Raw genomic sequence first — 14778 nt, forward strand, 5'->3', positions numbered from 1 at the left:
GGCCATTCGGCCGGACTCCTGTTCTGTATATGTCAGCTTTTAATTAAAAAGCGTTGATTCCTGTAATATCTAAACCGGTAATCAATAAGTGTACGTCGTGTGTTCCTTCGTAAGTGATCACAGATTCAAGATTGGCTGCGTGTCTCATCATCGGGAATTCTCCCATGATTCCCATACCGCCAAGGATTTGTCTGGACTCTCTTGCAATGTCGATAGCCATTTTCACGTTGTTACGCTTAGCCATTGAAATTTGTGCAGGACTTGCTTTGTGGTCATTTTTAAGATTTCCTAACTGAAGGCATAATAGCTGTGCTTTTGTGATCTCTGTTAAGAATTCTGCCAGTTTCTTCTGCTGAAGCTGGAAAGAACCGATTGGTTTTCCAAACTGTCTTCTTTCCTTAGAATACTGAACCGCTGTACAGTAACAGTCAATCGCTGCACCAATAACGCCCCATGAGATTCCATATCTTGCTGAATTCAGACAAGATAAAGGTCCTTTCAATCCGGTTACTCCCGGAAGCAAGTTTTCTTTAGGAACTTTTACATCATTGAATACCAGTTCTCCGGTTTTCGATGCTCTTAAGCTCCATTTATTATGCGTTTCAGGAGTGGTAAAACCTTCCATTCCTCTTTCAACGATCAGTCCCTGTACTTTTCCTTCTTCATTTTTTGCCCACACTACGGCGATGTCGCATACCGGAGAATTGGTGATCCACATTTTGGCACCGTTCAGAAGATAATGGTCACCCATATCTTTGAAATACGTTTCCATTGAACTTGGATCAGAACCGTGGTTAGGCTCCGTTAATCCAAATGAACCGATCATTTCTCCTGCAGCAAGCTGAGGAAGATATTTTTTCTTTTGCTCTTCAGAACCAAATTCATTAATAGGGAACATCACCAGTGAGCTTTGTACCGAAGCAGCAGAACGTACTGCAGAATCACCTCTTTCCAATTCCTGCATAATCAGACCGTAAGAAATCTGATCTAACCCTGAACCACCATACTCAACAGGAATATATGGACCTAAAGCCCCGATCTTCCCCAATTCTTTCATTAAGCCCGGAATATCAGTATGATTTTGCGCGGCCTGGTCTATTTGCGGCATTACAAAACTCTCCACCCAATCTCTTACCGATTGACGGATCAGTTTGTGTTCTTCAGTAAGTAAAGCATCAATTCCGTAGTAGTCTGGAATGCTTGTAAGAGGATAATATGACATGATTTTTTGATTTGCCTAAAAGTAACACTTTTCGTGTGGTTTGAAAAATTTTTTTGAAAATCTTTATTGTCTTTGATTTTCAATAAGATAAAACGATATCATTAGTATTTCAGTGAAAACAGTGCTTCCTAAGATTCCTCATCATTGGAGATAGGATACTGATTCGCAGCGTTGTGTACCTTGCTTTTGAACTTATAGAGGTAAGGAGCTTTGTTGGCAGATCCATCGTACAATTTCTCTAACCTGTCCAGTATATTTAAACTTAATATCTTGCGCTGAAAATTATTTCTTCTGAATTTTTGCCCCAGAATAGTTTCATACAGAGACTGAAGATCTTTCATAGTAAACTTCTCAGGAAGAAGATTGCTGGCTGCCACCTCTGTATTGATATTCATACGAAGGTATTCCAGCCCTGTTTCTATGACTCTGTCATGATCAAAAGCCATTTTCGGGAGATTATCTACCTCAAACCATTCACAACTTTCGTTAAAAGCATCCGGAAAAGTATTGGCAATGGAGAAATCGATAAGGCTGCAGTAGCCTACCGTAATGAATCGCTGGAAAATCCAATGGTCTTTAGGAACCTCAATTCCTTTATTATTGAGAAGAATCTGATGGACGTTATTCTCTGTACGGTCTATTCTCCCAAAAGTGTGGAATTGTTTTAAGAAAAGATCCTGAAGATGGGTTCTTTCATACAATACTCTCGCAGCAGCTTCGCGAAGATCTTCATCATTGAAAACAAAACCTCCCGGAAGCGACCACAGATCCAGATCGTGATACTTTAAAAGCAAAACCTTCAAAATATTATTGTGAAAACCAAATATCGTGCAGTCAACAGATACGTGTGCTACAAAATCTTTTGTATCAATAAGTTCCTGAAGGGTTTCTTTATTCTTTGTGTCTTTGATTTTCATGGGAGTAAAAATAAAATTATTTTCTATAATTTCTTTCCTGCGAGCCTAAAATATATTAAACTCACCGTAAAAAGCACAGAGACAGCAAGTAATATATACAGCGGATAATAGTTTAGCAGCTGTTTTCCGAACAGGACAGACATAATAATAGAACTGACAGAGCTGCCCAGCGATGAAAAAATCACAATCAGGGAAGTAAACAGGTTGATTTTCTCCTTGTCAACTTTTGCAATCATTTTTGAATTGATCACAGGGTAAAGAGGGGAAAGAAAAAGACCAATGACAGGAAACAAAAACAAAATAATACTTGAATTGACAGAATCAAAATACTGGATTCCTAAAATAGCCAGAAGCACGGCCATAATGAAAGAAATACACAAAACATAATATCTTGATAATGAAAATCTCTGAATAATATTAGCGGTGACTGTTCTGCCTGCATACGAAAAAAGAGCAAGGAAAGAAGTGGCCTGCAAGGCAAAGAATGAATTCACCTTCAGATGGTTTTTATAAAAGGAGGGAAGCCATGAATTGAACCCCTGTTCTACAAACACAATAAAGAAAATTACGGCAAGAAATGCGATCGTTGCAGGTTTTGCAAATACAGAAAGTTCAGAAATAAGACTCTTGTTCTCTGTTTTCTTAGCCTCTGAAATAGTTAATTTTGAAAATAAAAATATCGTCACTGCACAAAGCACTGCTATAGAAAGGAATCCGAATTTCCAAAATTCAGAATAACGACTCGAAATCAGCCAGCCAAAACCCGTGTTGACTACAAAAATTCCAGCCATAAAAGTTGCTTCCACACTGTTCATCATTTTAGCCAGAGACTTTTCATCCGAGATATTATTCCGGATAATTCCGAAAACACAGATTTTTCCAACGGCGAAACAGGTCCCGATAATCGCAAACCAAACCTTATAAAACCAAAAATCTTCTACAAAAGGAAGCAGACAAGAGCAGATTCCAACGATAACAAGAGCCGAAATAAGGGCACTTTTAGTCCCGGTTTTACTAATAAAATTCACTGCAAAAAGGGAAATAAATGCAATCGGAAGATCCTTGAATGATTCCAGAAAGCCTAACTTTTCGTACGTGATTTTTGCTTCCGAAAGTTGAAGAATCACAATGCCCATGCAGTTCAGGACCATAGAGAAAATAAGAAAGGTCAGTTTTAAAGGAAGAGAGATCCGGGAAAGCTTGGCTGTCATTTTGGGGATTTTTTTATTCGTTTTTTAGGATAATTTTATGAATTATGAAGCGGATGTATGCCTTTGAACTCCCAAAAATAAACGAAAAATTAAAATAATTATGAATACAATGTTAATTAATTAAAAAAAAATATATTTTTATTGTCTCAATTTGAGAATTAAAAACTAACTGTATATGAATCTAAGAATATCAAGAAGCCTTGGGGTGGTTGCTGTGCTGTATTTTACAGCCAATTTCAGTGCACAGACCAAGGTGAAAGATTCCGTTCCGAAAGAGAAGGCAATAGAAGAAGTTGTTCTTGTCGGGTATGGATCAGTAAAGAAACAGAACCTTACAAGTGCAGCTTCTGTTGTAAAGGCAGATGCTTTTGAAAACAGACCACTTTACAATGTAGGCCAGGCAATGCAAGGCCAGGCTGCTGGGGTAAGTGTTGTACAGGCTTCAGGAAAGCCGGGAGCGAATATTGACATTAAAATCAGGGGAAACAATTCCCTCGCGTCATCGGTGAGTCCTCTGTATGTTGTTGACGGTATCCAGACCACAGATGTTAGCGGAATTAATACAGATGATATTGTAGATATGACAATCCTAAAAGATGCATCATCTACTGCCATCTACGGGATCAGCGGTTCTTCAGGTGTTGTCATCATTACAACGAAAAGAGGAAAAATAGGGAAACCTCAGCTGAATTTTAATGCCTACTGGGGATTTTCTAAAGCAATGAAAAATATTGACGTCCTTAATCAGGAACAATATAAATCGTTATTAAGCGATATTAAGGTGAACGGAGGCGGAGATTATATTTCTACTGCAAATAACCCACGGTATGCAGGCATTAATACCGATTGGACAAAAGAGGTTTTTCAGACAGGTTTTGATCAGAATTACAATGTAAACTATTCTTTCGGCAATGAAAATATTAAAGCATATGCTGCACTTGGATATCAGGATATTGACGGAATAATAAAGCCTTCAAGGTTTCAGAGGACTTCAGCAAAGCTGAATTTGGACGCGGTGATTCTTCCCTGGCTGAAGCTAAACTCATCGGTGAATTACTTTATAACCAACCTTACCAATACAAACGACAATCTCAGTACAGCAAGAGGTGGTGTTGTTTTAAGTGCCTATAATACACCTACTTTTCTGCCGGTATATGGAAATCAGGTCAATATGAGTCCTGGAGATGGGGAAATATATGATGCAACCGGAGCCATAAAGGACGGGTATAAACCGGGGCAGTTTGCACCTAACCCTTATCAGTCATCATGGGAAAATCCTGTTGCTTATCAATCCAGAAAAGATAAAACTCTTTCCCAGCGGTTTTTAAGCAATTTGGGACTTGAGGTAAGACTTTTTAAAGATCTTACATGGAAGCCATCGATCTCATTTGATATGATAGATTCAAGAAATACTAAATTTGTAGATGGATTTCAGACAAGCTACGGACGGTCTAAATTTGGTATAGGTTCTCAGGAATTCAGCCAGTTCCAGGAATATAACTTTGAAAATACATTAAACTATACCTTCAAGAGAGGAGTACATGATTTATCTGTACTTGGAGGGGTTCAAATCAATGAAAGAAATTTTCAAAGCAATTATTTTGGCGGAGATAATTTCCCGGCAGATACCTTTAACTTTAATTATGATCTTGCCAAAAATCAAAGCTATGATATCCGTAAAGAGATCCTAAGACAGGTTTCGTTTTTCGGAAGAGCACTTTATACACTTAACGGGAAGTATACAGTGATGGGAGTATTCAGAGAAAATGCAAATTCAGCTTTGGCTCCGGGAAATAAATGGGGATTCTTTCCAGGGGTTTCGGCTTCGTGGGTAATTTCAAAGGAAAACTTTCTTGCAGACAGTAAGTTAATCAGTGAACTAAAGCTTAGAGCCGGATGGGGAAAAACAGCTAATGCATCAGCGATTCCTGCCTATTCTCATTTCAATCTTTATAATCCGTTCTGGAATAATGGAGTTCCGGTTTTTGTTAATTCCCAATCTGACAGTGGAGATCTGACCTGGGAAACTACAACAGATACCAACTTAGGATTAGATCTTGGAATTCTTGATAACAGGATCAGATTGAGTGTTGACGCTTATCAGAGAAAAACAGATAATTTAATATCTCCAATTAAATTGGGAACCTATGAATTTCAGATCTACAGAAACATTGGTTCTCTCGAAAATAAAGGATTAGAGTTTGCCCTTAATACAGTGAACATCAAGAATGAAAATTTCACATGGAATACTTCATTCAATATTTCATTTACAAAAAATAAGATAACCAATATCAGTTCATTTCTGAACACAATTCAAGCTGCAAATGTAGAAGGAATGGGAAGATTGGTGAGATTTGAAGAAGGGCAGCCCCTCGGAATGTTTTATGGGTATAAAGTTTCGGGAGTCAATCCTGAAAATGGAGATCAGATGTATGTGAATGCCAGCGGAAATGTTGTAGCCTATACCGATCTTAAACCTGAAGACAGAAGGTATATTGGCAATCCTAATCCTGATTTTACTTTTGGATTCAGTAATAATTTTAAATTTAAAAACTGGTATCTGGATACGCTGATCACCGGATCGGTAGGAAATGACATTTTCAATGCTACAAGGTTTGACCTCGAAATGATGAGTGATTATAAAAATCAGTCTACAGCAGTATTGGACCGCTGGACAACGCCAGGCCAGGTTACTGATGTGCCGAGAGCATATTCTGCTTCTGCACAGATCATCTCAGACCGGTTTATAGAAAACGGATCTTATCTGAAGTTAAAAGCAGTTACAGTAGGGTACAATTTTATGAAACCTTTCAAAGGTGTCAATAAGCTTAATTTATACGTGACAGGGCAAAATATCTTTACCATCACAGATTATTCAGGGATGGATCCTGAAGTAAATGCATTCAGTCCTAATAACGGAACTGTAGGTGCCGAAAGAGCCGTTTTTGGGATAGATTATGGAACATACCCTCAGGTAAGAACAATCATCGTTGGGCTAAAAGCTAACTTCTAAATTATTTACAATGAAAATCAATAAAGCAATATATTATCTATTGGGAGCATCAGCTCTTATGATGACCGTTTCCTGTAATGACTTTCTAGACACAGAACCCATTACAGAGCAGGCAATTTCTATTGAAAGTCCTTTGAAAACAGCTGCAGATGCAGAGAATAGGATGAACACTATTTATTCAGGTTTTGGAAATGAGTACTGGCAGCTGGATTATGCGATGAATGGTGATGCACAAACTGATATTTCTTATGCAGGAGCAGATAACGTTCAGTCTTTTCAACAGGATGAATACCGGATCATTGCCACCAACTCCAATGTGGAAAGGGATTGGAAATATCTGTACGGTTTTATCAACGACTGTAATATGATTCTTAATTATGTAGATGAAATCAATGATCCATCATTAACGACAGCCAGAAAAGCAGAAATGAAATCTGAGGCCTCAATCTTAAGAGCATTATATTACTTCCATGCCGTACAGTTATGGGGAGATATTCCTCTTGTGACGAAGGCTGTCATAGGGGTTAATGCTGGTAACTTTGATGAGGTATACAGTCAGGTTTATCCAGCCAGGAAGACTACGCAGGAAGCTTATGATTTGATTATCAATGATCTGGAAGGAGCAGTGGCAAATGCGCCGGCTGTTAGTCAGAAATACAGAGCCAATAAAAATCTTGCTTATGGATTATTGGCAAAAGCTAATGCGTCCAAGCCAAATCCAGACTGGGCAAAAGTAAAACAGTATGCATCCAATATTTCAGGAGTAAACTTACTTCCGGTATATGATCAGCTTTTTGACGGACTGCATGAAGGCAATGCAGAATCTATTTTTGAAGCAGATGGTAATGCCGGAAGCGTATGGGCCTGGGGATCTTCCATGTTCCTGGGAACCGACTGGAAAAAATTCAATATTCCTTCCAACGATCTTGTCAAAACTTTTTCCGATGCAGGAGATACTCAGAGGCTCAACAGTTCAGTGAAATTTTCACCGGTAGCATGGTCAGATAATTACTGGCCAAGTACCAGCTATCCTTTTATGTACAAAATGAGAAAGATGGACGGGACACAGAATTTCTACATTATGAGGTATGCAGATATCCTTCTGTTAAAGGCAGAAGCAGCTGTAAGAACGGCAGATTATACAGGAGCAGCAGGATACATTAATCAGGTAAGAACCAGAGCAGGTTTGTCTTCTGTAGCGGTAATCTCTGAAGCCGATGGGATTGCTAAAGTAATGGCGGAAAGAAAACTGGAGCTGGCTTTTGAAGGACAGCGATGGTTTGATCTGAAAAGAACAGGAACTGCGGTTGCTATTCTTTCCCAGCAGAAAGACGGAAACGGAAATATACTTCCGTATGCTGCAAGTATCAATCAAAACAGGCTGCTTTGGCCTATTCCGCAAGGACAGAGAGATAACAATCAGAATTTAACCCAAAATCCAGGTTATTAAAATATGAAGTTTCACAACTTATATAGTTTCTTTTTTAAAGGTACCGCGCTGCTTTGCGGCGTGGTACTTTTTCCTTTATCGTGTGCATCCGTTGGATCACGTAAAGAAAGTGAAGTTCAGTCATGGCTCACCAGAGGCAATGAAAGTATAAAATTACAGCAGCAGACTCCGGTCAGATTTGTGAAAAATGCCAACAACTGGCAGAATATTGAAATTGATGATACTCAAAAGTTTCAATATGTTGACGGTTTTGGTTACACCCTTACGGGAGGAAGTGTAGAAGTAATCAACAGACTTTCGCCTTCAAAAAGAAAAGCTTTGCTTCACGAACTTTTTGGAAATGATAAGAACTCTATTTCTATCAGTTATCTGCGATTAAGTATCGGGGCTTCTGATCTGGACGGAAGAGTTTTCTCTTATGACGATCTTCCGGAAGGACAGACAGATCCTTCACTTTCAAAATTCAGTCTGGCTAATGACAAGGATCTGATCGCTATGCTGAAAGAGATTCTGGCCATTAACCCCAAAATAAAAATCATTGCAGCACCGTGGTCACCTCCGGTTTGGATGAAAGATAACGGAAAATCAAAAGGAGGCAGCCTCAAACCTGATTTTTACAGAGTTTATGCCGACTATTTTGCAAAATATATTCTGGGAATGAAAAAAGAGGGCATTACCATTGATGCTGTAACACCTCAAAACGAACCGCTTCATCCTGGAAATAATCCCAGCCTTTTTATGCCCTCTGATCAGCAGAGAGATTTTATCAAAGGTCATTTAGGTCCTGTTTTTAAAGCCAAGAATATCAAAACAAAAATCGTAGTCTACGATCACAATTGCAATAAACCGGAATATGCTCTTGATATTCTGAAAGATCCGGCAGCCTATCAGTATATAGACGGTTCAGCCTTCCATTTATATGAAGGTGATATTTCCGCTTTAAGCACGGTGCACAACGCGTTTCCCGATAAAAATTTGTATTTTACCGAGCAGTGGACGGGATCGAAAGGGACTTTTACCGAAGACCTGAACTGGCACGTTAAAAACGTAGTCATCGGTTCAATGAGAAACTGGAGCAGTATCGCTTTGGAATGGAATGTAGCGAATGATCCTCAGTATCAACCTCACACAGACGGTGGATGTACGGAATGTAAAGGAGCCATAACAGTTTCTGACAGTGAAAATTTCACCAGAAATGTTTCCTATTACATCATTGCACACGCTTCCAAGTTTGTTCCGGCAGGTTCTAGGCGTATTGCTTCCACACAGACAGAAACCCTTTCTACGGCGGCATTTAAAACTCCGGCCGGAAAAACAGTATTGATTATCCAGAACGGAAACAGTACCGATGAAAGTTTTAATATCAAATATAACGGAAAGACGGCTCCGGTTATCCTTTCAGGAAATTCGGCAGCCACTTATGTTTTTTAATTGAATAGCATGAAAAGAGTTTATTTCTTACTGGCATTTTCCGCGTTGGGAATGAATGCTCACGGGCAGAAAACAGTTGATCAGAAGGTGGCGGAACTGCTGTCTAAAATGACCCTGGAAGAAAAGGTAGGGCAAATGGTCCAGTACAGCGGATTTGAGTATGCCACCGGACCTCAACAGTCTAACTCCGCAGTAGTTTTGGAAGAAATAAAGAAAGGAAAGGTAGGCTCAATGCTGAATGTGGCAGGAGCAGATGAAACAAGATCTTTTCAGAAATTAGCCCAGCAATCAAGGTTAAAAATACCTTTGCTTTTTGGACAGGATGTTATTCACGGTTATCGTACAACTTTTCCTGTCAATTTAGGTCAGGCGGCAAGCTGGGATCTTGGGATGATAGAAAAATCAGAAAGAATTGCAGCGACTGAAGCTGCGGCGTATGGGATTCACTGGACTTTTGCGCCTATGGTAGATATTGCCAGAGATCCTAGGTGGGGAAGAGTGATGGAAGGTTCAGGGGAAGATACTTATCTGGGAACACAGATTGGTTTGGCAAGAATCAAAGGATTTCAGGGTAGAGGTTTAGGAAGTCTTGATGCGGTAATGGCTTGTGCCAAACATTTTGCGGCATACGGTGCGGCAGTCGGCGGCAGAGATTACAACGCTGTCGATATGAGTTTAAGGCAACTGCATGAAATCTATTTACCACCATTCAAAGCAGCAGCGAATGCCGGAGTAGCAACATTCATGAATTCTTTCAATGATATCAACGGCATCCCGGCAACAGCCAACTCATACATCCAGAGAGATCTGTTAAAAGGGAAATGGAATTATAAAGGTTTTGTAGTTTCAGACTGGGGAAGCATCGGAGAAATGATTCCTCACGGTTATGCTAAAGATGCCCATGAAGCTGCTGAAAGAGCCATTCTTGGCGGTAGTGATATGGATATGGAAAGCCGTGTTTATATGACGGAACTTCCCAAACTTGTTAAAGAAGGAAAAGTAGATATAAAATTTGTAGATGATGCTGCAGGAAGAATTTTAGCTAAAAAATTCGAGATGGGGCTATTCGATGATCCGTACAGGTTCAGCAATGAAAAGAGACAGAAAGAGCAGACCAATAATCAGGAACATAGAAAATTTGGAAGAGAATTTGGTTCCAAAAGTATTGTTCTTCTTAAAAATCAGGGGAATATTCTCCCGCTATCTAAAACGGTGAAAACCGTTGCCTTGATTGGGCCATTCGGAAAAGAAACCGTGGCGAATCACGGTTTTTGGTCTGTTGCATTTAAAGATGACAACCAAAGAATTGTTTCGCAGTTTGACGGTATTAAAAACCAACTTGATAAAAACTCAACCTTATTATATGCAAAAGGCTGTAATGTAGATGATCAGGACAAATCTATGTTTGCAGAAGCCGTGGAAACGGCAAAAAAGGCAGAGGTAGTGATCATGACATTGGGAGAAGGACATGCAATGAGCGGAGAAGCCAAAAGCAGAAGCAGCATTGGTTTTACTGGCGTTCAGGAAGATTTGCTTAAAGAAATAGCGAAGACCGGAAAACCAATCGTTTTAATGATCAATGCCGGAAGACCACTAATCTTCAACTGGGCTGCAGATAACATTCCTGCTATAACTTATAACTGGTGGCTGGGAACTGAAGCTGGGAATTCTATTGCTGATGTTCTGTTCGGAGCTGTGAATCCGGGCGGAAAACTTCCGATGAGCTTCCCGAGAGCAGAAGGTCAGATTCCTGTTTATTACAACCATTACAATACCGGAAGACCTGCAAAAAACAATACTGACAGAAATTACGTTTCAGCGTATATCGATCTTGATAATGACCCTAAGTTTCCTTTCGGTTACGGATTAAGTTATACAGATTTTAAATATGCTGATATGGTTTTAAGTTCAGCAAGCCTTAAAGGAAATCAGACATTGACGGTAAGTGTGACGGTTTCCAATACCGGAAAATATGATGGGGAAGAAGTGGTACAGCTGTATATCAGAGATCTTTTTGGGAAAGTAGTAAGACCCGTGAAAGAACTGAAAGGTTTCCAGAAGATATTCATTAAAAAAGGAGAAAGCAGAAAAGTAGATTTTAAGCTGACTCCGGAAGATCTGAAATTTTTCGATGACGAACTGAATTTTGACTGGGAAAGTGGAGAATTTGATATTATGGTAGGAACCAGTTCTCAAAATGGACAAACGAAAAGAATTAACTGGACGAAATAGAAATTCTATAGGAAAGTTTTAGTAAGATTCATTAAAAATAATACAGGTGAGCAAATCCTGATGTATGAAAATCAAATTCAGAAATATCATTCAGCTTTGTACCACAGGACTATTCGCGGTCTCTGTTGTCAGTTGTGTTTCGAACCAAACAGATCCGCAGAGAAAACTGATATGGAGCGATGAATTTAATGGAAAAGGGCTTCCCGACTCATTAAAATGGAACTATGATGTAGGAGGAGACGGCTATGGAAACAATGAAGTTCAGTTTTATACCAAAAACAGGCCGGAGAATGCCAGAATGGAAGGCGGAAACCTGGTGATCGAAGCCAGAAAAGAAAACTGGGGAAAGAATGCATATACTTCCGCAAGGCTTTTAACCAAAGGAAAATTCTCATTTCAATATGGAACAGTAGAAGTGAGGGCAAAGCTTCCCAAAGGCCGCGGAACATGGCCTGCCATCTGGATGATGAGCGAAAATATGAAAGAATGGCCGGACGATGGTGAACTGGATATTATGGAACATGTGGGTTTCCATCCAGGGTATGTTCATGCTTCGGTGCATACCAGAAAATACAATCATATTCAGGGAACACAGAAAACGGATACTCTGATGATCAGGGATGCCAGTGAAAAATTTCATGTGTATAAAGCAAACTGGACTCCGGAAAAAATAGAGGTATTTATTGACGGGCAGAAGTTCTTTACCTATGAAAATAAGGAAAAAACCTATGAAGCATGGCCTTTCGATCAACCGTATTTTCTTATTTTAAATCTGGCGGTAGGTGGTTTCTGGGGCGGAAAAGAAGGAATCGATGATCGTATTTTTCCACAGAAGTATTATATAGATTATGTAAGAGTTTATCAAAATAAATAATGAAGCGAGGGCAGGTGAGTCCAAAAACAGAAAGAAAAAGATTATGAAAAAACTAATTGTGAGCTGTCTTACAGTGGGAGCATTATTGAATATGAATGCACAGAACTACTGGAAGAAGAATACAGGTAAAACGGCAAAAGTCATTTTAACGAGTTCCAAGACCAATGAAAAAATGGCGGATAAAGGAACGGTGAAGTTTGAGAAATTCGGGCAGCCGAAAGAGACCGATGCCTGTATCTTTGTAGATCCTGATTTCAAATATCAGAAACTGATAGGAATAGGAGGTGCCATCACAGATGCATCTGCCGAAACCTTTTATAAAATGCCAAAGAACAAGCAGAAAGAAATTATGGATGCTTACTTTGGGAAAAACGGATTGGGATATACGGTGGTTCGTACCAATATGAACTCCTGTGATTTTTCCAGCGATTCTTATACCTATGTGCAAGATGATGATACGGCTTTAAAGACTTTCAATATTGCCCATGATGAAAAGTATAAGATCCCGATGATCAAAGAAGCGCAGAAAGCGATAGGAAAAGATTTTACATTCTATTTCTCTCCGTGGAGCCCACCGGCATGGATGAAATCAAATAAAAGTCTGTATAAAGGAGGAAGACTGGAGAACCAGTATTATCAGACCTGGGCAGATTATTATATTAAATTCATCAAAGAATACGAAAAAAGAGGCATCAACATCTGGGGGCTAACGGTGCAAAATGAACCTATGGCAACACAGAGTTGGGAATCATGTATTTATTCTGCGGAGGAAGAAGGAGAGTTTCTGAAAAACAATTTAGGGCCAACTCTCTGGAAAAATGGATACAAGGACAAAAAAGTAATGATATGGGATCACAACAGAGATTTAATTTACCAAAGAGCAACCACTACGTTAAGCGATCCTGAAACTTCGAAATACGCCCACGGAATCGGGTACCACTGGTATGAAACCTGGAATAATAAAACCCAGCTTTTCGATAATTTAGCAGAAACCCAGAGGGCTTTCCCGGATAAATTTCTTGCTTTTACAGAAGGATGTAAAGAACAGTTTGATATGTCAAAAATTTATGACGTAAGCCTGGGAGAACTGTACGGAAGAAATATGCTTAATGATTTCAATAAAGGAACTGCTTTATGGACAGACTGGAATGTCCTTCTGGATCAAACCGGAGGCCCTAACCATGTAGGAAACTTCTGTTTCGCCCCCATCATTGCCGATACCTCAACCGGAGAAGTTCATTATACCTATGAGTATTATTATGTAGGGCATGTTTCAAAATATATTAAACCCAATGCTCAGAGAATCGGAAGTTCTTCCAACAGAGCGGCTCTTACCTCCACTACTTTCATGAATGAAAATGGTCAGCTGGTGACGGTCATTATGAATGATTCTGAAAACGATATTGAAACGAATCTGTGGATTGAAGGAATGTCTGCCAAGCTATCGGCACCTGCCCATTCTATACAGACGGTTATTTTATAGCTTCATATTGATTATTTTTTATAGAACCGGCGGCCTCGTAGAGGCCGCCGGTTTATTTTTGATATCAATTAATCAGATTAATTATTTGCTTTCAGCGTCATATTTGTCTACCACTTTCTGAGAAACCCCTGTATTGCTGAAACCTCCGTCATGGAAAAGATTCTGCATCGTTACTTTTTGAGTAAGATCAGAGAACATGCTTACGCAATAGTTGGCACAGTCCAGAGCGGTAGCATTTCCTAGCGGAGACATATCGTCTGCATAGCCTAAGAAACCTCCGAAACCTTTCACGCCACTTCCTGCTGTAGTAGGAGTAGGAGATTGAGAGATGGTGTTGACCCTTACTTTTCTTGCTCCCCAATAATTTCCGAAAGATCTTGTGATGCTCTCCAGATATGCTTTGTTGTCTGCCATATCATTGTAATCCGGGAACGTTCTCTGCGCTGCAATATAAGTAAGGGCAAGGATGCTTCCCCACTCATTCATACAGTCCTTTTCCCAGGCCACACGCATTACCTTATGGAAAGAAACAGCGGAGATATCCCAACCTTTTTCTAACCAGTCGTAGTTCATTTCTGTATAATGCTTTCCTTTTCTTACATTTACGGACATGCCTATTGAATGAAGGATAAAATCTATTTTACCATATTTCGCAATAGCAGCATCAAAAAGTTTTTCAAGATCTTCCACAGAAGTAGCATCTGCACCTATCACTTCAGAACCTGTTTTTTCTGCTAAACCATTAAGTTCTCCCATTCTCAATGCAATAGGAGCGTTTGATAAGATAAATTCAGCACCTTCTTCATGACATCTTTCTGCAACTTTCCACGCGATAGATTGCTCATTAAGGGCTCCAAAAATAATTCCCTTTTTGCCTTTAAGTAGACCGTATGACATAATTTTTTAATGTTTATTAAATACAAATGTAGCAATAATTTGTGTTTA

At 39.4% G+C, this 14778-nt stretch carries 10 protein-coding genes; 6 read left to right on the forward strand and 4 right to left on the reverse strand.

What is annotated here, in order from left to right; genetic code table 11:
* Positions 1–43: 43 nt before the first annotated feature.
* The 3 genes from BW964_RS20255 to BW964_RS20265 form a co-directional block, all read right to left on the reverse strand.
* On the reverse strand, positions 44–1222 hold the full coding sequence (locus BW964_RS20255; RefSeq protein WP_073331492.1) for an acyl-CoA dehydrogenase family protein: 1179 nt from the start codon (positions 1220–1222) through the stop codon (positions 44–46).
* A gap of 128 nt (positions 1223–1350) precedes the next feature.
* On the reverse strand, positions 1351–2139 hold the full coding sequence (locus tag BW964_RS20260; protein ID WP_073331489.1) for an NUDIX hydrolase: 789 nt from the start codon (positions 2137–2139) through the stop codon (positions 1351–1353).
* 23 nt (positions 2140–2162) lie between these two features.
* A complete protein-coding gene (locus BW964_RS20265; RefSeq protein WP_076510069.1) occupies positions 2163–3350 on the reverse strand; it encodes an MFS transporter in 1188 nt (395 codons plus the stop codon).
* A gap of 175 nt (positions 3351–3525) precedes the next feature.
* Between BW964_RS20265 and BW964_RS20270 the strand changes: the two genes are divergently transcribed.
* The 6 genes from BW964_RS20270 (at position 3526) to BW964_RS20295 (ending at position 13833) form a co-directional block, all read left to right on the forward strand.
* Positions 3526–6363: a SusC/RagA family TonB-linked outer membrane protein gene (locus tag BW964_RS20270; protein WP_076510071.1), complete on the forward strand. Its 2838-nt coding sequence runs from the start codon at positions 3526–3528 to the stop codon at positions 6361–6363.
* Between the two features lie 10 nt (positions 6364–6373).
* On the forward strand, positions 6374–7813 hold the full coding sequence (locus BW964_RS20275; RefSeq protein WP_076510073.1) for a RagB/SusD family nutrient uptake outer membrane protein: 1440 nt from the start codon (positions 6374–6376) through the stop codon (positions 7811–7813).
* A gap of 3 nt (positions 7814–7816) precedes the next feature.
* Positions 7817–9244, forward strand: a complete 1428-nt coding sequence (locus tag BW964_RS20280; protein WP_076510075.1) for a glycoside hydrolase family 30 protein — start codon at positions 7817–7819, stop codon at positions 9242–9244.
* 9 nt (positions 9245–9253) lie between these two features.
* Positions 9254–11476 (forward strand): beta-glucosidase BglX, encoded by a 2223-nt coding sequence (gene bglX, locus BW964_RS20285; protein ID WP_076510077.1) that lies wholly within the window; start codon positions 9254–9256, stop codon positions 11474–11476.
* Between the two features lie 64 nt (positions 11477–11540).
* Complete coding sequence (locus BW964_RS20290; protein ID WP_076510079.1) at positions 11541–12350, forward strand: glycoside hydrolase family 16 protein; 810 nt, start codon at positions 11541–11543, stop codon at positions 12348–12350.
* Between the two features lie 43 nt (positions 12351–12393).
* The gene (locus BW964_RS20295) at positions 12394–13833 is read left to right on the forward strand and encodes a glycoside hydrolase family 30 protein (RefSeq protein ID WP_076510081.1); all 1440 of its coding nucleotides are present in this window, start codon (positions 12394–12396) and stop codon (positions 13831–13833) included.
* Positions 13834–13914: 81 nt separating this feature from the next.
* Here the strand turns inward: BW964_RS20295 and BW964_RS20300 are convergent, their stop codons facing one another.
* A complete protein-coding gene (locus BW964_RS20300; protein ID WP_034750924.1) occupies positions 13915–14730 on the reverse strand; it encodes an enoyl-ACP reductase FabI in 816 nt (271 codons plus the stop codon).
* Positions 14731–14778: the final 48 nt, after the last annotated feature.

Origin of the sequence: Chryseobacterium shigense (assembly GCF_900156575.1) — a bacterium.
GTDB classification, from domain to species: Bacteria; Bacteroidota; Bacteroidia; order Flavobacteriales; family Weeksellaceae; genus Chryseobacterium; species Chryseobacterium shigense.

Coding starts and splice junctions, on each gene's coding strand:
- BW964_RS20300 (WP_034750924.1), bottom strand. CDS start 14,730: ATGTCATACGGTCTACTTAAAGGCAAAAAGGGAATTATTTTTGGAGCC.
- BW964_RS20255 (WP_073331492.1), bottom strand. CDS start 1,222: ATGTCATATTATCCTCTTACAAGCATTCCAGACTACTACGGAATTGAT.
- BW964_RS20275 (WP_076510073.1), top strand. CDS start 6,374: ATGAAAATCAATAAAGCAATATATTATCTATTGGGAGCATCAGCTCTT.
- BW964_RS20265 (WP_076510069.1), bottom strand. CDS start 3,350: ATGACAGCCAAGCTTTCCCGGATCTCTCTTCCTTTAAAACTGACCTTT.
- BW964_RS20295 (WP_076510081.1), top strand. CDS start 12,394: ATGAAAAAACTAATTGTGAGCTGTCTTACAGTGGGAGCATTATTGAAT.
- BW964_RS20270 (WP_076510071.1), top strand. CDS start 3,526: ATGAATCTAAGAATATCAAGAAGCCTTGGGGTGGTTGCTGTGCTGTAT.
- BW964_RS20260 (WP_073331489.1), bottom strand. CDS start 2,139: ATGAAAATCAAAGACACAAAGAATAAAGAAACCCTTCAGGAACTTATT.
- BW964_RS20280 (WP_076510075.1), top strand. CDS start 7,817: ATGAAGTTTCACAACTTATATAGTTTCTTTTTTAAAGGTACCGCGCTG.
- bglX (WP_076510077.1), top strand. CDS start 9,254: ATGAAAAGAGTTTATTTCTTACTGGCATTTTCCGCGTTGGGAATGAAT.
- BW964_RS20290 (WP_076510079.1), top strand. CDS start 11,541: ATGAAAATCAAATTCAGAAATATCATTCAGCTTTGTACCACAGGACTA.